At 41.1% G+C, this 24,152-nt stretch carries 26 protein-coding genes and 2 pseudogenes; 5 read left to right on the top strand and 23 right to left on the bottom strand.

The window, feature by feature from the left end; translation table 11 throughout:
* Positions 1 to 164: 164 nt before the first annotated feature.
* The 8 genes and pseudogenes from LM917_RS09160 to LM917_RS09125 form a co-directional block, all read right to left on the bottom strand.
* Entirely contained in the window at positions 165 to 458 is a 294-nt protein-coding gene (locus tag LM917_RS09160) for a BMC domain-containing protein (RefSeq protein WP_232697204.1), read from the bottom strand.
* 120 nt (positions 459 to 578) lie between these two features.
* Complete coding sequence (gene eutC, locus LM917_RS09155; RefSeq protein ID WP_232697203.1) at positions 579 to 1,451, bottom strand: ethanolamine ammonia-lyase subunit EutC; 873 nt, start codon at positions 1,449 to 1,451, stop codon at positions 579 to 581.
* 16 nt (positions 1,452 to 1,467) lie between these two features.
* Positions 1,468 to 2,835 carry an ethanolamine ammonia-lyase subunit EutB gene (gene eutB, locus LM917_RS09150; RefSeq protein ID WP_232697202.1) on the bottom strand — a complete coding sequence of 456 codons (1,368 nt, stop codon included), beginning with the start codon at positions 2,833 to 2,835 and terminating at the stop codon, positions 1,468 to 1,470.
* A gap of 63 nt (positions 2,836 to 2,898) precedes the next feature.
* Positions 2,899 to 4,332, bottom strand: coding sequence for an ethanolamine ammonia-lyase reactivating factor EutA (eutA, locus tag LM917_RS09145; protein ID WP_232697201.1), 1,434 nt, complete (start codon positions 4,330 to 4,332; stop codon positions 2,899 to 2,901).
* A 142-nt stretch (positions 4,333 to 4,474) separates the two neighbouring features.
* Positions 4,475 to 5,887 carry a sensor histidine kinase gene (locus tag LM917_RS09140; RefSeq protein WP_232697405.1) on the bottom strand — a complete coding sequence of 471 codons (1,413 nt, stop codon included), beginning with the start codon at positions 5,885 to 5,887 and terminating at the stop codon, positions 4,475 to 4,477.
* Positions 5,883 to 6,041, bottom strand: a pseudogene (locus LM917_RS09135) (ANTAR domain-containing response regulator); the annotation flags it as partial. The pseudogene LM917_RS09135 and the gene LM917_RS09140, both read right to left, overlap by 5 nt.
* Before the next feature lie 138 nt (positions 6,042 to 6,179).
* Positions 6,180 to 6,455: a EutP/PduV family microcompartment system protein gene (locus tag LM917_RS09130; RefSeq protein WP_255668097.1), complete on the bottom strand. Its 276-nt coding sequence runs from the start codon at positions 6,453 to 6,455 to the stop codon at positions 6,180 to 6,182.
* Between the two features lie 611 nt (positions 6,456 to 7,066).
* The gene (locus LM917_RS09125; RefSeq protein ID WP_232697199.1) at positions 7,067 to 7,621 is read right to left on the bottom strand and encodes a helix-turn-helix domain-containing protein; all 555 of its coding nucleotides are present in this window, start codon (positions 7,619 to 7,621) and stop codon (positions 7,067 to 7,069) included.
* 115 nt (positions 7,622 to 7,736) lie between these two features.
* Here LM917_RS09125 and LM917_RS09120 point away from each other — a divergent pair, with 115 nt between their 5' ends.
* Positions 7,737 to 8,321, top strand: coding sequence for a LysE family transporter (locus LM917_RS09120; protein WP_232697198.1), 585 nt, complete (start codon positions 7,737 to 7,739; stop codon positions 8,319 to 8,321).
* A 349-nt stretch (positions 8,322 to 8,670) separates the two neighbouring features.
* Here LM917_RS09120 and LM917_RS09115 read toward each other — a convergent pair whose 3' ends face one another.
* The 11 genes from LM917_RS09115 to LM917_RS09065 all read right to left on the bottom strand — a co-directional run bounded on the left by LM917_RS09115 (position 8,671) and on the right by LM917_RS09065 (position 17,806).
* On the bottom strand, positions 8,671 to 8,883 hold the full coding sequence (locus LM917_RS09115; protein ID WP_232697197.1) for a MerR family transcriptional regulator: 213 nt from the start codon (positions 8,881 to 8,883) through the stop codon (positions 8,671 to 8,673).
* Between the two features lie 109 nt (positions 8,884 to 8,992).
* The gene (locus LM917_RS09110) at positions 8,993 to 9,958 is read right to left on the bottom strand and encodes a threonine ammonia-lyase (protein WP_232697196.1); all 966 of its coding nucleotides are present in this window, start codon (positions 9,956 to 9,958) and stop codon (positions 8,993 to 8,995) included.
* A gap of 227 nt (positions 9,959 to 10,185) precedes the next feature.
* Positions 10,186 to 10,833, bottom strand: coding sequence for a MerR family transcriptional regulator (locus LM917_RS09105; RefSeq protein WP_232697195.1), 648 nt, complete (start codon positions 10,831 to 10,833; stop codon positions 10,186 to 10,188).
* A 24-nt stretch (positions 10,834 to 10,857) separates the two neighbouring features.
* A complete protein-coding gene (locus LM917_RS09100; RefSeq protein ID WP_232697194.1) occupies positions 10,858 to 11,601 on the bottom strand; it encodes a DUF4097 family beta strand repeat-containing protein in 744 nt (247 codons plus the stop codon).
* 248 nt (positions 11,602 to 11,849) lie between these two features.
* Complete coding sequence (locus LM917_RS09095) at positions 11,850 to 12,893, bottom strand: serine hydrolase domain-containing protein (RefSeq protein ID WP_232697193.1); 1,044 nt, start codon at positions 12,891 to 12,893, stop codon at positions 11,850 to 11,852.
* 131 nt (positions 12,894 to 13,024) lie between these two features.
* Positions 13,025 to 14,068 carry an NAD(P)/FAD-dependent oxidoreductase gene (locus LM917_RS09090; protein WP_232697192.1) on the bottom strand — a complete coding sequence of 348 codons (1,044 nt, stop codon included), beginning with the start codon at positions 14,066 to 14,068 and terminating at the stop codon, positions 13,025 to 13,027.
* A gap of 262 nt (positions 14,069 to 14,330) precedes the next feature.
* Positions 14,331 to 14,735, bottom strand: coding sequence for a GNAT family N-acetyltransferase (locus LM917_RS09085; protein WP_232697191.1), 405 nt, complete (start codon positions 14,733 to 14,735; stop codon positions 14,331 to 14,333).
* Between the two features lie 78 nt (positions 14,736 to 14,813).
* Complete coding sequence (locus LM917_RS09080; protein WP_255668091.1) at positions 14,814 to 16,052, bottom strand: DUF1835 domain-containing protein; 1,239 nt, start codon at positions 16,050 to 16,052, stop codon at positions 14,814 to 14,816.
* Entirely contained in the window at positions 16,053 to 16,418 is a 366-nt protein-coding gene (locus LM917_RS09075) for an RNA polymerase sigma factor (protein ID WP_232697189.1), read from the bottom strand.
* Positions 16,419 to 16,695: 277 nt separating this feature from the next.
* Entirely contained in the window at positions 16,696 to 17,337 is a 642-nt protein-coding gene (vat(I), locus tag LM917_RS09070; RefSeq protein ID WP_232697404.1) for a streptogramin A O-acetyltransferase Vat(I), read from the bottom strand.
* A gap of 247 nt (positions 17,338 to 17,584) precedes the next feature.
* Positions 17,585 to 17,806: an ATP-binding cassette domain-containing protein gene (locus LM917_RS09065; RefSeq protein WP_232697188.1), complete on the bottom strand. Its 222-nt coding sequence runs from the start codon at positions 17,804 to 17,806 to the stop codon at positions 17,585 to 17,587.
* 698 nt (positions 17,807 to 18,504) lie between these two features.
* Here LM917_RS09065 and LM917_RS09060 point away from each other — a divergent pair.
* Positions 18,505 to 18,966 (top strand): DinB family protein, encoded by a 462-nt coding sequence (locus LM917_RS09060; protein WP_232697187.1) that lies wholly within the window; start codon positions 18,505 to 18,507, stop codon positions 18,964 to 18,966.
* A gap of 575 nt (positions 18,967 to 19,541) precedes the next feature.
* Positions 19,542 to 20,093: a DMT family transporter gene (locus LM917_RS09055; RefSeq protein ID WP_232697186.1), complete on the top strand. Its 552-nt coding sequence runs from the start codon at positions 19,542 to 19,544 to the stop codon at positions 20,091 to 20,093.
* Between the two features lie 100 nt (positions 20,094 to 20,193).
* On the opposite strand, the gene LM917_RS09050 is transcribed toward LM917_RS09055, so the two are convergent.
* The 4 genes and pseudogenes from LM917_RS09050 to LM917_RS09035 all read right to left on the bottom strand — a co-directional run.
* Positions 20,194 to 20,697, bottom strand: a complete 504-nt coding sequence (locus LM917_RS09050; protein WP_232697185.1) for an NAD-dependent epimerase/dehydratase family protein — start codon at positions 20,695 to 20,697, stop codon at positions 20,194 to 20,196.
* Between the two features lie 236 nt (positions 20,698 to 20,933).
* Complete coding sequence (locus tag LM917_RS09045; protein ID WP_232697184.1) at positions 20,934 to 21,380, bottom strand: GNAT family N-acetyltransferase; 447 nt, start codon at positions 21,378 to 21,380, stop codon at positions 20,934 to 20,936.
* A 635-nt stretch (positions 21,381 to 22,015) separates the two neighbouring features.
* Entirely contained in the window at positions 22,016 to 22,570 is a 555-nt protein-coding gene (locus tag LM917_RS09040; RefSeq protein WP_232697183.1) for a pyridoxamine 5'-phosphate oxidase family protein, read from the bottom strand.
* 84 nt (positions 22,571 to 22,654) lie between these two features.
* Positions 22,655 to 22,957 (bottom strand): annotated as a pseudogene (locus tag LM917_RS09035) (FMN-binding negative transcriptional regulator); the annotation flags it as partial.
* 290 nt (positions 22,958 to 23,247) lie between these two features.
* On the opposite strand from LM917_RS09035, the gene LM917_RS09030 reads away from it, so the two are divergent.
* Together LM917_RS09030 and LM917_RS09025 are read left to right on the top strand one after the other, a co-directional pair.
* A complete protein-coding gene (locus LM917_RS09030) occupies positions 23,248 to 23,856 on the top strand; it encodes a TetR/AcrR family transcriptional regulator (RefSeq protein WP_232697182.1) in 609 nt (202 codons plus the stop codon).
* Positions 23,857 to 24,150: a YqeB family protein gene (locus LM917_RS09025; protein WP_232697181.1), complete on the top strand. Its 294-nt coding sequence runs from the start codon at positions 23,857 to 23,859 to the stop codon at positions 24,148 to 24,150. It begins immediately after the preceding gene.
* Positions 24,151 to 24,152 lie beyond the last annotated feature (2 nt).

The raw sequence follows: 24,152 nt of genomic DNA, 5'->3' as shown, positions 1-24,152 counted from the left end.
CAAGGATTTTCGCGGGTTTTTTGTTTTTCCAAGCATAGCAAGGCTTCGGGGCATTACCCCAAAGCACCGCCACTTTTGGACGTTTGCGAGAACTCGTAGAGAACCGAAACAGAATAATCTCCTACCATCCTGAACCAGAATAAATTCCAGAATCAATAAGTCTACTATTCTGCAGTTTTGACCCCTTTTGGCAAAATTGCAGCCATTTCAGCGTGCGGTCTAGGGATTACGTGCACCGCAATCAGTTCGCCAATGCGCTCTGCCGTAGCCGCTCCTGCATCCGTCGCAGCCTTGACCGCTCCTACATCTCCGCGAACCATGACAGTAACAAGACCAGAGCCGATTCGCTCCTTGCCGATCAAGGTCACATTCGCTGCTTTTACCATGGCATCTGCTGCTTCAATCGCCCCTACCAGACCTCTAGTTTCAATCATCCCTAATGCGTCTGAGTTTGCCATAATAATATACCTCCTCAATCTGTATAAGTGATCGAATAACCGTTATCTTGCAGTTCTTCTAAACTGTGTTTCAAAAAATCTCATTACTTAGTTGCTCATGTCATCCGTATGGATTGGGCCCTAGTCTCCCATCACAATACCGGAAGTCTTTTTCTCCAGCATTGTTTTGATCAATTCCGCGATATGAGCACCCGCCTCAACTGCAGGGGTTCCGCCATCATGGATATTGGAGATGACAATACGCCGTGCCTCTGGCATACCTACTGTTGGCTTGTACGCGATATAGGCGCTCATAGATTCAGCGGTCACAAGACCTGGACGCTCACCGATTAACATGCAGACTACTTCTGGTTCCAACTCATCGCCAATTACATCCATGGCAGGTACACGGCAATTCTTGACGAATGGGATATTGCCTACTTCAAGTCCATACATCTTCAATCCCTGAGAGATCGCCGGAATAATGTCGCGCAGGTTCGCCTCGATTGCGGCGGAACTAAGTCCGTCACCAACCATTATTTGTACCTTTGCTTTTGGCTTCAGCTTCGCTTTAAACCTCGCGATGGTCTCCTCAGAAAATTGGCGTCCCAAATCCGGGCGAGTCAGATGCTCGTCCTTAGAACTGCAGCGGCTACTCACGGAGAACAGTCCCATCTCTTCCAGCATTTCCTCTGACACATCGGAGAACACAGCATCCATAGCAGCAGCATGATCACTGAGGAAGCGTAGCAGTGTGTTGGTACGGTAACGAGGACCCGTTCTCCACACGCCTAAACGTGCCTCCGTTTTTGCCTTAACGCGAAGATATTCCTCACGATTTGCAGGATGAGGGATGTCAAGCACCTTGCGGAAATCCACCTGCGACAGATCAGGAACGTATTCCTCAGAGTCAGAAGGAACCGCCTCGAGCATTACCGGATTGTCACTTTTTTGCGTTGACGTCATCTCAGAAACGACTTGTTTCACCAGTTCAATTAACTTATCTTCATTCATCTTATAGCCCTCCTTATTATTTCAGGAAAATTGATCCATCGCCAGCTAGCTCTGTCAGGACACCATTTTCGTCCATCAAGCCGCGTTTCATCATCCACTTATGGAATTCTGGGGCAGGCTTCCGTCTAGATAACTCGCGGAGAGCCGCATCATTGTGGAAGCTGGTATCCTGATAGGCCAGCATTACGTCGTCACCTACAGGCACACCCATATAAAAGTTCGCTCCAGCTGTGTTGAGGAGCATAGTTGCCATCTCCTGATCGTCCTGGGTAATAGAGGTGTGATTGGTGAAGCACGGAGCCATACCCATAGGTAGTCCCATCAACTTACCCATGAAATGGTCCTCCAGATTGGCGCGAATCATTTCTTTGCCGTCATACAGGGTCTCAGGACCGATGAAACCGGAAACATTGTTCACCATGAAAGGGTTGAAATAACGACCGAAGCCATAGGTCCGAGCTTCTAAAGTCATCTCGTCTACGCCCAAGTCTGCACCGATGGAAACCTCTGAACCCTGACCTGTCTCGAAGTACAGCAGATTAGGACCGACGCTGGTGCCGCGCTGCTTGGCCAATATATAGGCCTCCTCCACTAGCTTACGGTTCACACCGAAGTTGTCATTGGCTGCTTGAGTGCCCGCAATGGACTGGAAAATCATAGATAGAGGCGCCCCTTGCTCCATGGCCTTCATCTGGGTAGTCATGTGGGACAGGACCACCACTTGGGTAGGGATCTCGTTCTTGGACATAAAGTTGTACACACCATCCGCGATACGGCGTGTGCTCTCTACATTGTCTTCCACGGGATTGATGCCCAGACAGGCGTCACCACTACCGTATGACACACCCTCCATCAGTCCCATTACGATCGTTTCAGGGTCGTCGGTGGTACTATTGGTCTGACAGCGGAACGACAGGGTCCCACGTTGTCCAATGGCGGTGTTACAGCGGGTGACGACGTTGATCTTCCGGGCACCATAGACCAGGTCCATAGCGGACATGATCTTAGCCACAGCAGCTGCCACCTCACCGGTGAAGGCACGAGAACTTCGGATTAAATCCTCTTGTGTAGTTTTGTGACTAAGGATCCATTCTCGCAACTGGCCGATGGTCATGTTCTTCTTAGCTTCATATTGATGTCTGTTAAGTCCGTCGATGTTGACTCGAGTCACCTCATCCAACTCGTAGGGGATGATGGGATTCTCCGTCAAGTCTCCCACTGTCAGCTCGGACAGCACAATTTTTGCAGCTACACGTTCGGTGACCGATTCAGCAGCGATGCCCTGAAATCTGTCACCTGATTTAGGCTCGTTGGCCTTGGCTAAAACATCCTTGATATCGCGGAACTGAAAGGTCTTTCCATTTAGAGTTGTTTTCAATCTCATACTCATTACACCCTTCCTACTTTAATAATATTGTCACTCATCATACGGTTACAGCTTCACACTTTAGTTAAACACCAGTGTCTTGACGACGACAGGCAGCACCTTACCATCTGCAATCGGTTTTCCGATGTCGATATAATCACCGTTATCGACAAGTACACCGTCGATACATACGACATCCTTCTCATAATTGAGAAGAGCATAAAGCGTCTGGCCCAGCACCTTGGCCATGTCATGCTGTACGATGACAATCAGCGGATACTCCCGCTCAATCAGTTCCGCCATGCCCTGCAACAGTCCCCTTGCATACCTTTGCACTTCGGGAAAGCTCAAACTTTTCTTGCCCTCGATAGCAATGGCTACCCTCTGCATATCATTATCCAGCTTGAACCAGTCCAGCTTCTCCGAAATCGCTGCAGCCAACAATTGCGGATCAACACCTGCTTCATCCGCCAAGGCCAGCTTGAGAATGGGAATGTTTTTCAGCGGGAAGCTTTTTTCCGTATAAGTGATCGTGCTGCCACTTATTTCTGTTGTGTGCGAGCCTGCTCCGACCACCGTAGCGCGAATCGTCTCAACCGAACGGACCACAGTCATTTGTGTGAACAACGCTGAAGCCGCAATCGCCCTGCCGAGAAGAATACCAATATCTCCGTATCTGAACATATCACCTTCCGCTTCGTTGTAAATATAATCCGCTACTCCCCCGGAGAAAGAAATGCAGGCAATTTTTTGCTCCAATTTTAGCCCCTTATTCGTTATAATCTCCGGGTAAAACTCGCTTTGCGGACGGATGCCCACGCTTTCCTCCAGTAGATGTACCATTTCGAGTACCACCGGCTGCAGATCGGCGGGAGATACCTGCTGACCAAGCGACAGATCAAGCCCTTTCAACGCGATCAGTTTCTTGATCTTTGGAGCAATATAGGTGATCTGATGCGACTTCTGGTCAACTCTTATCAATCTCCCGCCGATATCCAGACAGCCGGTATCTAGCAAATCTGCACTGGAGAATACCGCCAGATTACTCGTTCCACCCCCAATATCAATGTTGACGATTGTTGTGGAATGCTCCTTGGAATAGGTATGCGCCCCCGCTCCCTTAGCGGAAATAATACTCTCCAAATCTGGGCCTGCCGTCGCAACAACAAAGTCCCCCGCGAAACCGCTCAAAGTGAGCAACGCCTCATTGGCGTTCTCCTTTCGTGCGGTTTCACCCGTAATAATTACTGCACCTGTCTGGATATCTTCTTTATTAATCCCGGCCTTCTGGTACTGTTCTTCTACAAAATGCTTGATTTTCACGGCATCTATTCTGTTATCCGCAAGCATCGGTGTAAAACAGATATCACTGCGAAACACAACTTCCTTATCCGTAATCACAACACGTGGAACGGTAAAGCTGGACGCCATGTTCTCAATATGAAGCTTGGAAAAAATTAGCTGAGTGGTCGAGGTTCCCATATCGATACCGACACTAAGCAGCTCCTCTTTCATCTTCCTTCCTCCTTCCTTCATCTTGGAATGATACAAGCTCAGCAATACAAAAGGCTTAACGTTTAACCCAATCCCGATAATCCGGGGTTGGAAACATTAAGCCTCATCGCTTGCAGAACTACAACATTGTAGCCTGATCCATTTAAAGTTTAAATGTAAATTTCGCAATCGTACCACTGGAATTGGAATCGATTTTCAACTTCCCTTTCAGCTTATCCTTTACATAACTATTCACAATGGACAATCCTAAGCTGTTGCACGAATTGTTCCGGGCGGTAAAGCCCTGTCCATCATCGGCTACATCAATTGTCACATATCCGTTCTCAAGCATCAGGCTCACGTTGATATTCCCGTCCAGCCGATTATCAAAGGCATGCTCATAGCTGTTTTGGATTAATTCATTGATGATTAGCGCAATCGCTACCGTGCGGTCACTGTCCAGATATATCGGCTGATTCTCGGTCATCTTCACCTGAATATTATTCCCGTTCACAAAGCAGCGCTGAATATTGGCACCGATGATTCGAGTCACCTCTAAGAGCTTCACCTTAGCCTCCATCTCCATGGAAAGAAGCTCATGAGTCGCGGCAATGGCCAGAACACGGCTTACGCTTTCGTTTAGGCTCTTTTTCGCTTCAGCACTCTTTACCTGCCGGCTTTGGATACGCAATACGGAAGCGACTGTCTGTAAATTATTTTTAACCCGATGGTGGATTTCACGTATCGCAACCGATTTGGAGACAATTTCAGCTTCCTTACGCTTGATTTCAGTAATATCCTGTAAAATGAGCACCAGGCGGAATTCACGTTCGTTGATGAGAAATCGCTTCACTCTGTAGTAGCGACCTCCGATCAGCATCTCCTTGCTCATGTGCAGCGAGACATTCTCCCCCTTCATGAGCTGGGAGAAACTAGTCCGATCATGGGAAAGATTATCATAATGCAGACCCTGAATATTCTCCCGATACCCAAACCGTTGGTAATAAATATCCGCCTGGCTGTTCTTCAGTTTAACAAAGCCATCATCATCAAAAAACAGGATCGCATCATCCAGTTGATTGATCACAGTCTCCTTAAATCGCAGTAGCGCAGACAGATTTATCGGGATTTCATCACCCTGATATGGCGATGTGGTGCCATCGAAATGCGATTGAATCTCCTCACTTACATTCCTCTCATAAATGACGACGCAGATGACGCGGTCATTATGCTCAATCGGGTAAACGGTCTGCCGCAAGAGATGATCTGCCTGGGTGGTGTAGGCGACCAGCCCCCGCGACATAATGCCTGTCTCCAGCGTACGTAGCACCCCCGGCTCATTTTCCCGCAGGGCTTTATCACTAACCAACGAATGCTTGTACATCGAGCGGCCGCCATCAGGTCTGCGATGATAAACCACGATGGCCTCATTGTCATACTTGGACAACACATCAATAAAAACATCGTAATCCCCATCCGAAGTTTCAAACGACTCCGCCACCTCAACGATCCGGTCCACCTCAGTATCAGATAGTTCAGTATGTAATCTGCACAGATGTCTAATTTGCGAATCAATCATAGGAAATGACAATGGTAGAAGCATTTTCAATCATTGGATATCGCCGATCCATGCTTAGTTTGCGAATCATCTGATAAGCTTCATTTTTGGAAAAACCATTTCCCTTCATTAGAATGCCCTTGGCTTTTTCGATAATCTTACGTACCTCCAGCATCTCACGAATATCCATTCTTGTATTAGGCACTTCACCGGCTATTACAGTTCTTCCATCCATGTGTTATGCACCTCGTTGTATGAAATATGTACTTTTGAATCTCGTTCTTTCCACCAACTGCCGGTGAGAAGCCGTTTATCCCTGAAAGTCAGCCTCCAGTTCTACCAGCCCAAAATTCTGGACGACAGACATATTAAAAATCTCGGAGGCCCCCGCTTCCTGCAAATAACTCCTCGCCTGTTCCATCTTCTCCTCAGACGGCGCCAGATCGGTATTGGTGACGATGCCGATTACCGACTTGGCAATAGCGGAGGCAATGCCGGGCGGTAAAAAGCTTTCATGCTTTGTGCAATTCAGCACAAGCGTAATGACATCGGTCTCCACAGTGATCACAAACAGCATTTTGTACAAATACCTGTTCTAAAAACATTCTTCCCGCATATCGATCGTTGGCTGAAAGTTTTCAATCATCTGTGATTTTTATCACTGATGACCTGTCCGTGTACTGACAAATAGTAGTACCTGCTTGCCGTCATATTCCTGTATTACTAACTGTTTCCCCGTTCTGTTCTTCCATTTCATTATCCTGCCAATGTTTAGAATAAAATGGAAAGGCTTTCAAAAAATAATAAAAAAAAAGCCGACAAAAAACCGAATCTCGATTTTTTAGCGGCTCCATTGCTCTCATTCTTGGATAACACGACTTTGTGTTACAAGATTTACTATATTTCAAGAGGTTAGTAATGTCAACAATCATTAATATAAAAACCAAGTGTTTATTTTGTTATTGATACAATTTGTTCAAAATTCCATCATTCCCGCTACAAATCTTATCAATGTGATCCAATCATTTGTCTACGCTTCATGTTTTGGTCATATATCTCAAAACCGCGCTAAACAAATGCCCGTAAATCAGATTCGAGTGGATAGAAGTGCAGAGTAGACAACATTTCTGGAGATTTACGAGCTTGTATTATGGCACCCGTTAGGGAGTTGAAGAAGTTTTTTAAAATGAAGCTTTGTTAGGTTGGATAATATATCGTCATACTTAATCGGGTTAATGTTTCTCCAGAATTATAATATGTGTGAGGTCTATCAGCCCTAAATCTAATTGAATCACCACTATTTAATTTATATTTACATTCACTGACACGAATAGTTACTTCTCCATCAAAAACAGTGATAAATTCCTCCGTTCCCTCTCTATGGGAATCAGAACTTAGTATCCCTTCTTTTTCAATTTCAACAGAGTAAACTTCAAAGCGTCTATCCTCTTGGAAGGGGAAGTAGGGATATACTCTATACCTTCCATTGTCTTCAGACAATACTTGAATTTCATTTCTTAAAACAACTTTAGTATCAGGCTGCGGATTATTTATTAGGGAAGTAAAGGAGATCTTTAATCCATTAGCTATTTTCCAAATAGTTGTAAGAGTTGGACTTGACTCTCCTCTTTCAATTTGCCCTATCATCGTTTTACTTACTCCACTTAATTGAGAGACCTTTTCCAAACTTAATTTTTCCTTCTCTCTGATAGCTTTTAAATTTCTTGCAAGAATAAGATGAATTTCCTCCATAAACTTCACTCCTATATCATGTACAACATAACGACCGTTATGTATAATAAAAAGTAAAACGTTATATTGTTCGTTTCAGACATTATAACACACTTCATAAAAGGGAGGTCCTAAAATGCCTTTATTTTCATTTTTGTTATTTGTTTTTATTACCAGTTTTACTCCAGGTCCCAACAATATCATGGCAATGGCGTTCGCGAATAAACATGGATTTAAGAAAACAATTAAATTTTGTTTAGGAGTAGGTGTCGGATTTTTTGTTATCACATTATTGTGTAGTTTTTTAAATATCATACTTACAAGTGTTATGCCAATAATTGAATTTCCTTTGACCATTTTTGGTGTAGGTTATATGTTATTTTTGGCTTTTAAAATACTTACCAGTAAAGATAATGACAGTGGAAATGATGAAGGTAATAGAAACTTTTTCTTAATAGGTATCTTGTTACAATTTGTTAATCCGAAAGGTATTCTTTTCGGGATTACAGTAGTAGCAACCTTCATTCTCCCCAATTACACTTCATATTTCAGCTACATTCTTTTCTCATTATTTTTAGGAATGGTTGGTTTAATGAGTACATTCAGTTGGAGTCTATTTGGTTCGATTTTTCAAAAGCTCTTATTACAATACAGACAACAGTTTAATATAATTATGGCAGTTTTATTGGTATATAGTGCTTTTTCAATTCTTGTCAAATAGAGTAAATAGTAGAAAGTTGTAATTGTAAAAGAAAAGAAGCGACTCAATTTGGTCGCTAATTTTGTTCTATTGAGTCACCTTCTTGTTTTAATCAAACTTGAGAGTTATTCAACTATTCTGCCCCTTTCACTCAATAAGAAAAAAACGAAATCACAGATGATTTCGGTTCATCATTTTTGTAAACGGTCAAACTTTTTTTCAAATCAGCTACTTTTTGAAACCACTCTTTCTCTTCTGGATCATCATTTGATAGATTAGGCAAGTTTTTATCATGATAAATTTCACTCCTATTAAACAAACTTTTCATGTGTTCATGGCGAGACTGGGGATCTTGTCTGCTTAATTTAATTTAATTAAATAGAACTGGGACTTCTAACTCATTTTCCAGTTCAAAGATATTTTTCATTCCCTTCATTCTTCGCTCCAATGAATCCAGTCTTGCTCTCTCTTCCTGTAGCATCTGAAAATGTTCTTCAACGGAACCGTTCCAGCTCCACACATCCCTATCCAATATGCTTTTACTATCATTTAATTGAAAACCAAGATCTTTCAAAAAAAACATTTTAAACGTCGAAGTTTTTAGTAGGATTGAATTATACAAATAGGCGGTCATATCTTTTTTCAGATGTGACCGTCCTAAAATTATTTAACCGGTTTTGGTAATTCATCTTTCAGAACTGATGTGCATTCATCACTTTCAAAAATAAAGATGCATCCACATTACCACCTGTAATGATACAGAGGACGTTTTTATCAGCAATATCTGGAACTTGATTCTGTAATAGCGCTGCAATCGTTACAGCACTAGAGCCTTCAATCATATAACGATGATTCGTTGCCATCCATTTCATCGCTTGTGAAATGCTTTCTTCACTAACTAATATACTGCCAGCTATTCTTGAAAAAGCGAGCTGTAAAGGGGCTTCATGGATGCCGCCATAAATCCCATCAGCGATTGAAGCTTGATAAGTTACATCAACCATTTTTCCAGCCATGAATGATTCATGCCATGCTGGAGAAGCTTCACTTTGTACTCCGATTACTTGCACGTCAGGATTAATCGCTTTTGCAGCAGTAGCAATCCCATTCAGAAGCCCTCCACCACCAACTGGTACTAAAATGACATCAAAATCCGGTTTTTCAAGCATTGCCTCTGAACCAATCGTACCTTGTCCAGCCATTGTAACGACATCATTAAATGCATGAATAAACTTTCTGCCCGTTTCCTTCGCTAATTGTTCCGCATATTCTTCTGCCTCATCATAGGAAGCACCATACTGTACAATTTCTCCACCGAATCTTTGAATTCCACTTATTTTTGCTTGTGCTGTATTTTCTGGAACGACTACGAGTGCAGAAGTATCAAATAAGGAAGCTGCATAGAAAACTGCTTGTGCATGGTTACCAGAGGAGGCTGTGATGACTCCTTTACTTTTCTCCTGATTTATTAATGTTGAAATTTTACTGAGTGCTCCTCTTGCTTTAAAAGAACCCGTCTTTTGTAGATTTTCTAATTTAAAATAAACTTTTGAAGATAGTTGTTCAGACAAGCTATCCGAAAAAACTAAAGGCGTTTCGACAATATGATTTTTAATACGATTTTTAGCCTGAATAATGTCAGAAATAAATAATTTCATGAATGAAAACCTCGTCTCTATTTCTGAGTATGTACTCAATTTTATTGAACATGTAACCCTTTTTCCCTCAACAGATGACTATATCAACTCAATGTGACCCACCCCTTTGTTTTATTCTTCTTGTTTTGGTCATATAACTCAAAAGCACGCTCAACAAATGCCAGTAAATCAGAATCGAGTGGATAGAAGTGCAAAGCAGAAGACATTTCAGGGGATTTACGAACTTCCTAAATCTTTTCCATCAGCTGTTCATCCCCACCCAGCGCTTCACTCATTTTCCTATCAATCCAGGCTACTATCTCCTGAACGGGTAATGAAGCAGGATCTTCATTCAATAATTTTTTTAAATCAGCTACTTTTTGAAGCCACTCTTTTGCTTCATGATCATCATTTGATAGATTAGGCAAGTTTTTATAATGAGCAATTTCATTATTATTAAACAAACTTTTCATGTGCTCATGGCGAGACTGAGGATCTTGTCTGCTTAATTTAATTAATTCCAATAGTACGGGGGCTTCTAACTCGCCTTCCAGTTCAAAGATATTTTTCATTTCTTTCATTCTTCGCTCCAAAGAATCCAGTCTCGCTCTTTCTTCCTGTAGCATCCTAAAATGTTCTTCAAAGTAACCATCCCAGTTCCATACATCCCTATCTAATATGCTTTTTATATCATTTAATTGAAAACCAAGATCTTTCAAAAAAATTATTTTAAACAGTCGCGCTGTATTTTCCTCTGTATACATCCGATGACCACCTTCTGTCGTTTCAGCAGGTGTAAGTAGATCAATTGAATCATAGTATCGAAGTGTACGAGTTGTTATATTGGTTTGTCGAGCGAGATCTTTGATAGAAATCAAAGTCTTTTGGTTTGCCATATTCCTATAAACTCCTTACCTGATTTACTTGATAGAAATATTTCCAGAGCCGGTTTTTAGCTTAATAGAGTGGGTACCATCTCCATCACGCCCTACAATCAGGTCTTCCTCCATCTTCTCTAGCTCAAATGGTAGCGAAACGGACAGCTTTCCACTATTCGTCTCGGCATGGATCGTTGCATCAAGTTGCTTATTGACGATGGACATATCGATATTACCACTATTTGATTGAAGATCATATGTCCCCATGAACTGGTCATTCCTAGTAGAAATCGAACCGCTTGTGGTTCTTGCTGTAAAATGCTTTATATTCGAATTCTCTGTAGTGATATTGCCAGACTTAGTGTTAACCGTTACCTGATTCAAAGAAGATTGATTCAGCAGAGTATTTCCTGATTTGCTGGTTATCTCCACACTTTCCTGATAACTGGCGGGAAGTTTTATCTGTAAGCGTGGCATTCTACCCACGGCTGCCAGATATGAATCTGTTCCATCTTCCACTTTAATTATCATGCTTTGATTTTCTTGAGTAACCGATAGTTTTGGACCCTCAGCGAAAGTAGTTAAGGTCGCTACAATTGTATTTTTATCATGAGTGATAATTTCCACATTATCGCTGGTTAATTCGATCCCTACCTCTTTCATACCCTCTATAGAATGCTCTTCCATTATTTCAGTTCCCGTTGGAGATGCTCCCAAATATATTCCACAACCGCTTGTGATACTCGTTAACATAATTAAAACCAGAATGAATCCTTTTCTCATCATAATAATTCTCCTCTATCTTCTGTTATGCCCTTATTATAAATAATGACGCAACGTCAATTTCAAGAGGCGATTACAATCTTTTTTGATTTTATTGAAAATCTTTTCTATTCTGATGAAAGGGGTGGGGTTTTAAGCTGATTTATTTGTTACAAGTAATAACATTTATTAGGAAAAAGGACGATCTGAATAACAAACTCATCGGCAGCCAGGAACATAAAAAATGTCCTAGACTACCGCTGCAGTAATTACTAAGTCGATCCCCGTTTACTATCGTTTAATATACACTTCATAATAGTATCTCCAAATGATCTGATATCCTCTAGATAATCGAAGCCTGTAGGTGAACCAAAACTATTAAACATCCGAACTGCTACCAGATTATGTTTCGGAATCACTAACACAGTTGAGCCTGTATATCCTAAGATTTGATATGTGCCTTGAGGTACATTTTCACCAATTTCTGTTTTCTTAGAAGGCAAGTCTTTAAGGAACCATAGGTATCCATTTTGTGGTAAGTCTAGGTCTAATGATTTTGGACTTTGTACGGAGGTTGCTAAGTTAATTATCTCTCTAGGTATAATTTGCTTCTTGTTTATAAGTCCTTCTTGTAAATGAAGGTACCCCCAATATGCTAATTCTCTGGCTGAAACATACATATTCATTTTATCCCCATCAGTACTTTCACTCGTATACCAAGCAGGATCATTAGGATGTCGTAGGATAACTTCAACTAGTTTATCATTCTTATTTCCATACCAACCAGATTGCTTAAATCCAAGTGGTTGAAACACTTGTTCCGTTACAATTTCCGCAACCGTTTTTCCTGTGGTTATTTTTACAATTTGAGTTAACATATCTATGCCAATTCCACGATAAGCCCAACTCTTACCTGGAGCAAATTCACGATAAATAGTACCTTCACTACGGTTTAATCCGTGGGTATGTGTAAGTAGATGCCTAATGGTAGTGGAATGTAAGAGGTTAGCGTCTAAATCGGATAGATATTTTATTACTTGGTCATCTATCGAAGCAATATATCCCTTATATCTTGCATAAGCGACAGCAAAACCAATATAACTTTTCCTTACAGACGCTACATGAAATTGAGTATCCTCTTGAATAGGTCTTGAACCTAAATTTGATGAATGTCTGCCCCAGTACTCCTCCGAAACAATTGAATCGTTATGTATAACAATAAGAGCAGAACCTGAAGCAATAACGGAGTTGAATGTTTGTTTTACGTGAGATACAACTGGATCAAATCTATCATGTAGTTGTCGACTAATATTCATTTTATAACCTACTTTCTATTGAAAATAAATGGTTCCATATCGTAAATTGTATACCAGTACGTCGAGATAGTAGAGTGAATTTTAGGACTATTTACCAACTCGGATATGAGTTTTAGTATTACTTTTCATGTTTAAAATCTTGATAACCGACAGCTTTCTAATGCTTTGATCCGCACGTTATCTATAATCTCGTTTGCAGCCAAGCGACTAATTACAGGAGCTAACGTAATGGCAGAATGCATAACTGCTAGGTATAGACCCTTTATCTGATCATGAAAGCCAACAATGGGATAACCATCTTCAGGCATGGGTCTCATTCCTACCTTGATACATTCCAATTCCAAATTCTCTCCGCCTTTTAAACTGTGACAAAGGATTTCAAAGGCTCGTTTTCCAATTGCCTCCGGCCCATTTTCTTCGGATTCATCCATATAATCTTCCGCAGCTATTAGCATATCATTGGTTAGTTGTCTTGCTTCAAATTGTGAATTTGAGATTAAAGTATGGATTAACTTTTCTTTCGATTTCATGCGAATAATAATAGAAGGCGAAGGAGTGACAGGAACATCAAAGCCTAAGGGCTTACATAGCTCGGGTATAACTACACCAGTTGCTAAAACAATAACATCTGATTCTATAAAACCATTTGTGGTGTGTACACCAACAACCTTGGACCCTCTTTTTTTTATTTGCATCACTTTTGTATCAAACAATATATTCGCTCCATGTTCTTTTGTTTTCTTCACCAAAAGATTTGTTGTCAATATTGGATCTACTGCGCCTTCTTCGTGCGTATAAATAGCTTCCTCCGGATATTCCTTCAAATTAGGTTCTAGTTCTATGATCTGCTGCCGATTTAATTTTTGTATACGAGACTTCTCCATATTTGTAGGAACTCCCCATGTTAGTGCTCCGTGCCAGTTTATCTTTAAATCAGGCAGTTCTTTTTCTAATGCATGATATTCGGCTAACGTTGCATCATACAAATGTCGAAATTTTTTTAAAACCCGGCCCGAAGGATTAATCCAAGCAAAAGATTTTTCAGTTGCTTCACATGCAGCTGTTGAATTACACTCTATCAAAGTGACATCCTGATTCCGCTTTGATAAGTTGTAGGCCATTGATGCGCCAACAATACCTGCACCAATCACTACAATTTTTTGTTTCCTAATCATGTACGCTTCCTCCTGACAATTATCAAATTATTTCAGATAGCTGGAGATTGTGTAATTTTGATGCTCTATTCGGGATACTTCAAGGGTGAATATGATTTGAATGGGAGGACTAAATGGTCAGAGCATTGCTATATTAAGTTATATAGATCCATTGGCTTCATAATTTATTTCAGTTCTTAAAAGATGAAGGAGCATATTGAACAAGCTGGCGACCGTAATCTATCGGCGTCAGCCTGTTGTTTTGTTATTTCATGAGAAAACATTATCGAATTATATTTCTTGTCATTCCAACAGAAAATTTCTTGAATCCAAAAGACTCATAAAAGGATTCCAAGCTTTCTGTACACAAAAGTTGAGGAATTACGCGATTTTGTTCACAATGGCGAATCATTCGATTCAGCATTTCTCTGCCAATTCCTTTGGACTGATAACTCGGCAGTACACACAGTCCACATATAATTCCAGTAATCACTCCATCCGAAATAATACGCCCCATCCCCACCAATTTTTGATCATCAAAAGCATAAATAGCGTACCAACTTTGATTGCACATTTGTTTCAATTCATCAACGGATAATTTAAGTGAATTCCATCCTAATGATTCATAGAGGGAAAGTAATTGCGTAAAATCTTCAGGGGGTTCTTTTGTAAAATATATAGTGTTCACGCTTTTGCCTCCGATAAATATGTTTTAGACTGACACCAGGCTTGCGCTCATAGAAGCAAATCCGAACTTCTAAATAAGCTAAATTTTTTCCGATCTAACGATGGATTCCTCCTTCTCGTCCCAACGCCATACTCGTTCCTTCTCCAGAAGATGAACCCCGCCAAGCCAGCAGTCGATCCCGTTGGCGGCTACCCAGTCCTCTTTTCCGTCTTGAACACGTCGGCCTGTATCCGTTAATAGAATGCGACGATGGCGAAAGTCCTCTGAAGGATCGGTATAACTGGGAATAGCGGCTTCCGCTCCTTCGAAACGAATTAACGGTTGTGGTCCTACTGCCATTTGTTTGAGAATCAGCCAAAATTGAAGGTCGCCCATACCGAACTCATGAAGCTCATCGCTCACTTGACGGAATAGCTCCATCGGTTGGTTCAGACCCCGGGCGATAAACTCCAGAGTGGTCCGTTCCACGTTCCCAAGTCCATCTTGAACAGAGGGAAAGCGTGATAAATGAAAACGAAAGGCATTCCGAACGAATGGCAAAGCGGAACTATCCTCCTGCAGCAGTTGCGTTAGCCGGCGCGGATCGGATGAGGTAAAGGCTTCCCAATACGCTTGGCCTAATTCCAACTCCTTCCTCTTAACCAGATGCCACGTTCCCGATAAGGTTCCCATCTGCTCGACAGACAGTTGGCCCAAGCCACGAAAACGTTCGATGCCGGGAAAATCTCCGATGCATAGCAAGTTTAGCCTCGTTCGCCCCAGTTTTTGTTGTGAAAACCAATAGAGCAAGTAGCATAACATTGTTTGGTCAAACAGGTCGTGTTCGAACCATAATACGATTTCATCGTAATCCTTGAACCTACGGAGCTGTTGCTCTTGCGATTCGCAGCCATCGATGTATTCCTCGCACGGGATACCCATCGCCTTCTCCAAATAGTCTGCTCGGACAGACCTGCCGGCAGGATCGGACGGATCTAGAAAAACGGGGCCTTCCGAATAAATCTCCCTCCATACGAGGATGTCCCCCGGAACAACACCTTGTTTCAGCTTCTCGGCAACGATATCGCCATTTACGATATGCAGCATTCGTTTTCCTCCTTCATATAGTTGTTGGAACGCCGAGATGAAGTCAGTGACAGGGAGAGAAGCTTTCAATTTACGCCGCGCGTCGTACAATCTTTTTTTCAATACCGAAACCGGTGTTCCCAGGTAAGAAGAAATCTCGGCCAGCGAGTAGCCATGAATATAAAATAACAGAACGGGTACCCGCATAGTTGAAGACAACCCTAATATGTGGCGGCGAACCAGTTCCCGCATTTACCGTAGTTCCGCGATCTCGTCAGGCGTTCGTCCGGCTTCCGCAACATGTGCATAAGAATCAAACGAAACAAGACGATGACTCTTGCGTCGCATAATCCGGTTACATTGACGTATGACAATTCGCTTCAACCAACCGGGAAAGGCACTCGGTTCCACCAGCTTGGGCAAATGTAAATAGGCTTCGGTAAATGCCTCTTGTACGGCATCTTCGGCCAAATGCGGATCGCGCAATCGGTCATAGGCTACGGCAAATGCCATGTCCTTGAACCGGAGTACAAGTTGTCCGAAAGCATCAGGATCTCCTCTTTGCGCCGACACGATCCATTCTCTCATTCTACTCTTCCTTTCAAGCGTTCTGTACATAAGTGCCATTATGATCGCAAAAGGTTACGATAATCTAAGAAAATAAGCTGGGTATAGGTTACTCCCATACCCAGCAATTTTGCGCGTATGAACTAATCCTTACGACAATTGTGATCTCATGTTACTTTCTACTGCCTGACAAGCCACGCCAGATCACGCCACGAAGTCAAGAAAGAAGATTAACAATTTAAATTAACGTTAACTCCAGCAGTAAATTACCGGGGTTTACCCAACTACATCAAGGCATATTTAGCGATTTCATGCTGCTAAAGTTGAGTTATTTTAAATCAGAAATGATTTTCATTTTTCTTAACGATTCGATATCCCCGCTTACGATCGCCTCAATATTTTGAATAATGATCGCAATATCAAAATCCCACCAGCTGATTTCCAGCCATTCTTCCATAATCTCTGGCGAGTAACGTTTTCGTATCTCCTTAGCCGGATTCCCACCAACAATTGTATATGGCTCCACATCTTTTACGACGACCGACTCGGCACCTATTATGGCTCCATCACCAATATGCACACCCGGCATAATGGTTGCACGCCTGCCAATCCAGACGTCGTTGCCCACAATCGTATCGCCTTTAAGAGGCAGTTGTTCCAATGCAGGTGTATAAGCTTCCCAGCCGTTACGGAAAATGTTGAACGGATAAGTTGAGCCATCCATTCTATGATTACCACCTCCCATAACAAATCTCGTCTCAGGAGCAATTGAACAAAACTTTCCAATTATCAGTTTCGTTCCCAAGACTTCATAATGGTATAACACTTGATCCTCAAACGATTCTCCGTTTAGTGCATCATAATATGAATAATCCCCAACGATGATGTTGGATTTTGTAATCGTATTGTTGATGAACTGTACATTTTTATTCCCGGGTATAGGGTACTTCTCTCTAGGATTTGGTCCCATCATTGATATCATCCTTTCATCCTAATTAAAAAATAGGCTTTTTTTAATTAATGTTAATCTGCGCCTTCTTCTCTTTTTAACCATAATTGACTTTCGATCATCATATGATAAATTTTTTTCTAACTTTACCATGCTGATCACTTGTTTTCCGCGGCGGCGATACCTAAATGAGTGATCATAAAACAACTGTCTTAGACGGTTGCTCGGCTACAGTGATGTTCAACAAGCCAACGCTAAGTTCACTACTCTAGGACTGCCTCGTCAGTCTTCCTTCATCAAGCCTGAGAGAAACTTCTCCCTCATCCCGTTCCTCTAAATTCATAATTAATTTCAAGATGGTTGATTTACCAGCTCCATTAACGCCGACAATCGCAGCCCGGTTGCCGGAATAAACTGCAAAAGATACCTGGTCCAATATCTGATGGTTGCCATAGCTTTTACTCACATTTTGAAACAATTGGATCTTCATAAGGTCTACCTCCTCGTCTAAATGAACGATAGTTACGGTAAATCCCTAATACGAAAAAAGGCTGCGAATGCAGACGCACTCGCAGCCGGAAGACCATAAAAGCCACAGCTTAATACAACAAAAATAAGCCTAACATAAACTTAGACTTTATAAGCAAGTAAAATCTAAGCTCATCATGGTTTTCCAGTTTTCGTCTCCAACATGAGTCATCAGAACAACCGGGAATGGACACACCATACCCAATTCCGCTACCGCATCAGGTAGCGCCTGCATTCCGTATTCCTTTTAGTTAGGGATTAGGAAGCAATCAGATAGCGCATGTTAGAACTGGATACCACCTTTCCTTGAGCCGAAAAAATGTTGATATGCATTATTATATTGGATTTATTTACGTTTGACAACCTAGGCCATTCATTGCTTGACGTGGTCTTCCGCGTTAAGCAAATTAAGGGGTCACGTGATCACTCAGCAAAAAAGACTGGCCCTATGATAATAACGGGTTCCCTTTTCGGGTGCAAAACTATGGATCGAGAAAGGAAATGACATTCAAACTGACAATGGTTTGGTGGTCACTTTTCCATCGATAAAGGTTTTTCCGAGAATACACAAAAATAATGATCAAATATTATGGTATTATTGATAAAATGTTCGGCTGGAGAGTGGCCTTTTACGGTTTTACAAAAGAAGGAGTGATACTAATGATTATGAACACAGTTTCAAACTTGGAGGCTTTGCTGCAATCCGTCCCTCGAAGATTCCGAAAATTCGATCACGATGAAATTATACAGCCACGCCCAGAAGGTAAATGGTCACGTCTTCAAATTCTGGGTCATCTATGTGATTCAGCAATCAACAATCTATCCCGTTTCATTCAACTGCAATGTCAGATAGAACCATTGGTTATAATCCCGTACAACCAAGAAATCTGGGTTGAAGCCCAACAATACATCGATGCACCTTCGGAAGATGTGATTGCACTTTGGTTGAGTCTTAATCAATCTGTAGTTCGTGTGATTTCCAACTTGTCGGATACGAATTTATCGCGTACTTGTCAGCTACCTGACGGAAGCGTTGTCACACTTGCATGGTTGATTCAGGACTACTATGAACATATGGAACATCACCTACGACAAGTTTTTAGCGATGACCAATTTTTATAAAGCCAAATGTTTAAAATAGCCCAGCGAAAAAAGCCATCCTGAAGCCAGGAGCATACCCTATCAATTTAGAGGCAGTTGTCAGTCATATGATTTCTAATGAGACGGAGTTCGTTCATTTTTACTTTGTGCCTGATAGCTGCAATGAGAACATCCGGTCAGTCTTGATCAAAGAGAAGGATGATACGTTATTTATTTGACCACTATTAATAGATGGAGTGAAGCATTTTAAATTTCCGCATACCTTTTATGCATAGATTTATAGATGGGAACTCGTTTGGAATGGCATGTTTACCGAAAAACCACATACAAAAGCCACAAGAATTGAATCTGAAGTGACCCCAAAAAGTTAGACATGTAATTTATTTAAGCAGCGTTTAGGGCTTGAGTTCGGTATTGTACATAAATTCTCGTGGCAAACCATGAAAAAGAATGCCGTTGCACTGTTCATCGCGAGCATTGCTTTGAGCGGCAATTGGATCTTTCTTTTCCAGGCGTATAAAGAAACAACAATTGCAAATGCAGCCTTAAGCTATTAATTTGCACCAGTTTTGGTCATTATGTTGTCCCCTATTTTATTGAAAGAAAAACCTTCAATAAAAAAAGCGGTATGTGTTGGTATAGCGATTGCCGGACTGTATTTCATTATGAAAAGCAGCGGGATAGAAGCAGCTGAACATAACTTGCTCGGTATCTTCTATGGACTGATAGCTGCGGGTTTTTATGCAATACTAACCCTTGTTAATAAATGTATCAAAAATATGAATGGGCTGGAAAACACGTTTATACAGCTTGTATTATCGTTTGTAATGCTATTACCTTATGTTCTTATGAGAGATGGCTTCAAGTTATTTCAATTAACTGGAAATTCTGTTATTTTGATGTTGCTCTTGGGGATACTTCATGGCGGTATAGGCTTCTATCTATTCTTTACCGGAATGGGAGGACTTAAAGGTCAGAGCATTGCTGTATTAAGTTATATCGACCCATTAACTTCATTATTTATTTCAGCTCTTGTTATAGGAGAAAAGATGACTTTACTCCAAATAATAGGCGCTGCCTTATTGTTGGGATCAACGTTAATAAGTGAAGTAAGCAGAAACAGGAAAGACCCTTTCAGAAATAAATAGTTTACAGAGAGAATACCCAAGACTCCATGTAAAGGCTCAACAAGCTGGCGCCCGTACTATAACGGCGTCAGCTTGTTGTTTTGTTATTTCATGAAAAAAATTATCGAACTAAATCATTCCAACGAAAAATCTCTTGCACTTCCTCGAAGGAGAAAGCTTCTCGGTAGCCTAGCTCTTCCCGAATTCGAATGGATTCGACGATGATGTTTTGTTCTGTGTGTAAGGGGATACCTAGTTCATCCGGAAGATGGCCGTACGGGACTTGGATGATCATGCCTTTCCAATTCAGCTGCTCACCAATCGCATGTATGAAATCCAGCATCGTTCTGGTCTGTGGTTCTGTTATGTTGTAGAGGCGCCCAGTTGCGCGCTCATCCGTTACCGCTAATGCAATGCCATAAGCGACATCCTCCATAATATATCCGTGCGTCCAGAGCCAATTTGCATAGCCTTCATCCAGCAAAATAACAGACCGGCTATCACGTAATGGCTTCAATTTGAAATAATGTTGGACAATGACAACGATGGAGATGAACCCGGTATCGGAGTTACCGCAGCAACCGACGAGCCACTTAAAGCGCAGTCGCGGCGACGAAAGCATCATGCTCTCCTCTTTGCACCAACACAATCCATTCTCTCATGCGACTCTTCCTTTCAAACGGTCTGTATATGAGTGCCGTTATGATCGCATAAGGTTACGATGATCGAAGAAAATAGCTGGGTATAGGTTTCTCCCATACCCAGCTATTTTGCACGTATGAATTTAGCCATACAACAGAGGTATAAAAAAATAAGCTGCTTATTTTTTTACTTTGCAAGAGAGTTAACTAATAGGCATGCTCATTTGGCAAGAAGAATTGCATTATCAGATGTTTTGAATCCATTTTTAATATAAAATTTTTCTGATGGGAATCCCTTGGAAGTTGTTAACACGATAGTATTTATATCCTGCTTTTTAATGTCAGATTCGATAAGCTCTAGAAACTTGCTACCTGCTCCTTGTCCTTGGAATTTTTCACTTACACAAAATTGATCAATGAAATATTCCATTCCTTTTAGACATGGCTTTTTTACGCCTATGCTCAATCCAACAAGTTCATCGCCTATTTTTAGAACGTAACCAATAAAATAATTGTTTTTCATGTAATTCTCAAAAAGATCCACAACTTGTTTTCTTGATTCATAAACATCATTCCATGGTTCTTTTGAGAAAGTGTCAATAAATAAATCAACACAGTCATCAAGCATTTCGCATTTCAACGAATATAGATCAACCTCTAATCCCATATATATTTACCTCCATCAAATTTAACGTTTAAAGTTAGATAAATTTAACTAAATCGAATAAGAGGTGAAGTGTCCACAATAAGGGGGTTTAACCGCAATGAAAATGCATGATTCGCGATTTGTTCCCTGATTAATTCGCTATCGTCCAAATGATCCATTATATTAACCTTGCTCCGAATGACAATCGATACAATTGTCGACGAGCTACGCTACGCAAGATTCTTCCTTTTATGGCGATCTGTCGGGAATGGGATGAAAAAGCCGCTTTTATGCGACATTTAATGACATAATGTTCTTATCATCCGACAGATCTCATAAATGACAAAGACTTTATCCCATTCCCGCGGACATAAAAAAACATCGTCCCATTACTGGTGATGTTAATACTATCCAATTTGAACCCAGTTTACAAAACTTAGATGGAGATTGCAATCCAAGTAAAGATTCAGAGTCGATTTGATTAGTTAGCGGCGGCTTTCAACTCCAAAAAATGCAGATTGATCAAAGGTGTTCGTTCGCGTTTTTATGACTAATTTGATGGTAAAGCCCGACAGATAGCAGCGATCGATTATGCTTTCGACAAATGGATACCGATCGAACTTGACCAATCAAGGCCAAAGCCTACGATGTTTCCACTACTGTCCATCATATAAGTAATACTGAACCCGGGTATGTTTCCGCTGAGTATCCCCTTGCCAGAATCCCGCCTCCCTTACGTTCATTGCATATAACCCCCAATTGGGAGCTGTCATTTCAGGATCGCGGCTGATCCGCTCCCTCTGTACGGCAAGCGGATGCTCCAGTTCTTCTTCCCTTACAAGTTCCCGACTCTGATTTCCCGTAAGTGCTACGGCTCGGGCTTCAACGGACCGTTGCCGGAAATCGGCAGCCCCAGCCTTTTCGCTCATATCCTCGACCGTCCCACGTAAACGGATCTGCCTACCCAGAATAGGCCAGTAAAATGTTAGCGCTGCTTGCGGGTTGCGTTGTACAGGTAGATAAGACTGATATGTCTGATGGATGAACATGCCTAACTCGTGCGAGGTATAATTATTGTTACTCTTGATTTGTAGGCAGATCTCTTTGATTTCCGAATGGTATTCGTCTTCAGGGCAGTGAATTGCCAAAAGCTCTGCTGGGTCCCAAGAGTTGATTATTTCTTTGACCTTCGTAAACAATAAGTCCTGCAATGATATCCACCTTCAATTCCCAGTGGTAGCCTTACGTCGTTTGTTAATGAGTTCTTGTTCTCCGTTAGCGTTATAACATAAACGTTATTTTTTAAGGTTTGCTTTCATAAGAGAAGCAATCTCTTGTTCGTCTCCATTCGAAAACCGTTCCAGTTGATTGATCACAAGTTCTTGTCGTTCTACTGAATGATTTTGTCATAATTTTGCTTTTCCTTCTATCCTGCTGATTTTTATTTTGAATCCTTGAATCCCTTTGTTCATCCCAACAAGAAAGTCAGTGTCTACATCTTGCAACCTATATGAACTATCAGTGGCTTCATACTTCAACACCATATCATTCAAGGAATCCATTAACTCTTTCTCATCATCAATAAGTTTGACTTCGCCGATTGACGCTAATCCGTTCCCACATTCCACAGCCAAACCCCAGTCTGTTTCCACTGTGAGCAGCAGCGTCAGTCCCTGTACGGCTATTCGTTTCCGTAATAAGACGGTAATGCGGATCGGCCAGCAGTTCCTTCTGTCCAGCATAAGTTCTCCGTTCACTTTCCGGAAATGAGGCTTTCATAAGCACGAAGGTTTTATCAAACTCTCTAAATGGAATCAATGAATCGTTTTGACAATCAGTGTAGTTAGGTGCTAATATCTACCTAACGATAGGTAGAAAGGGTGAGAAAATGAGTAAAAGCGAAACAACAAGACAAAAAATTCTTGAAACGACCACCTCGTTAATTGGACAGTATGGAATTGAAAAATCTTCACTTTCCATGATCGCTAATTCTGTAGGCATACAGAAGCCATCCATATATTATTATTACTCTTCGAAAGAAGAACTAATAGACGCTGTATTCACTTGGATTTTAGAGGGATATAGTTTTGAAAAATACGTTCATATTATTGAGTATACGAAAGAGAATTTTGTAGAGAAGATTATTAGTGATGGATTGCAATTGTTGATTGAAGAATCTACAGATACACAACTGCTTGTTGTCCAGGTATTAAATGAGTTTCTTTTATATGGAAGCCGGGAATCATCACATAATAAAGAATATAGATTAAAAATTAAAGCCGTACAGGAGGGGTTTATTGACGGTTTTATAAGATTATTGCAAAAAGGGGTAGAATTTGGTCTTATTGAGTCTACTGGACTACGTGAAAAATCAATTATATTAGCGTTAACATTTGATAACTTATCAAACTATCCGATGATAGGAATTCAATTAGATGTTGCAGCTGTATGGAGACAAGCCATTACAAGTGTATTATCTAAAAAAGGGGAAATTTAAATGAGTGGTAATCATACATTACTAAATTTTTCAAAAACGGATAAGGTTATCTTGTGGCTTGGTATCCCTCTTATCGGTTTAGTGTTCGGTTGGTTTCTTCCGAGTATTGCTAAATGGGGTAGTTCTTTGCCATGGGTACCTTTCCAGGGACCTTTAAAACTAATTGCATCCTATAATGGGGCATGGGTAGGTTTTATTACAATGATCCTTGGTTTGATTGCGGGAATTGCATTGACTCTTTTATCTTTTCATGAAAGTGGATCTGAGTCAATATCTTGGACACAAAAAAGTTAAGT

Source organism: Brevibacillus daliensis (assembly GCF_021245735.1).
In the GTDB taxonomy this organism is placed as follows: Bacteria; Bacillota; Bacilli; order Brevibacillales; family Brevibacillaceae; genus Brevibacillus_B; species Brevibacillus_B daliensis.
The sequence above is the reverse complement of the archived record's forward strand: the minus strand, read 5'-3'. Positions and strand labels throughout refer to the sequence as shown.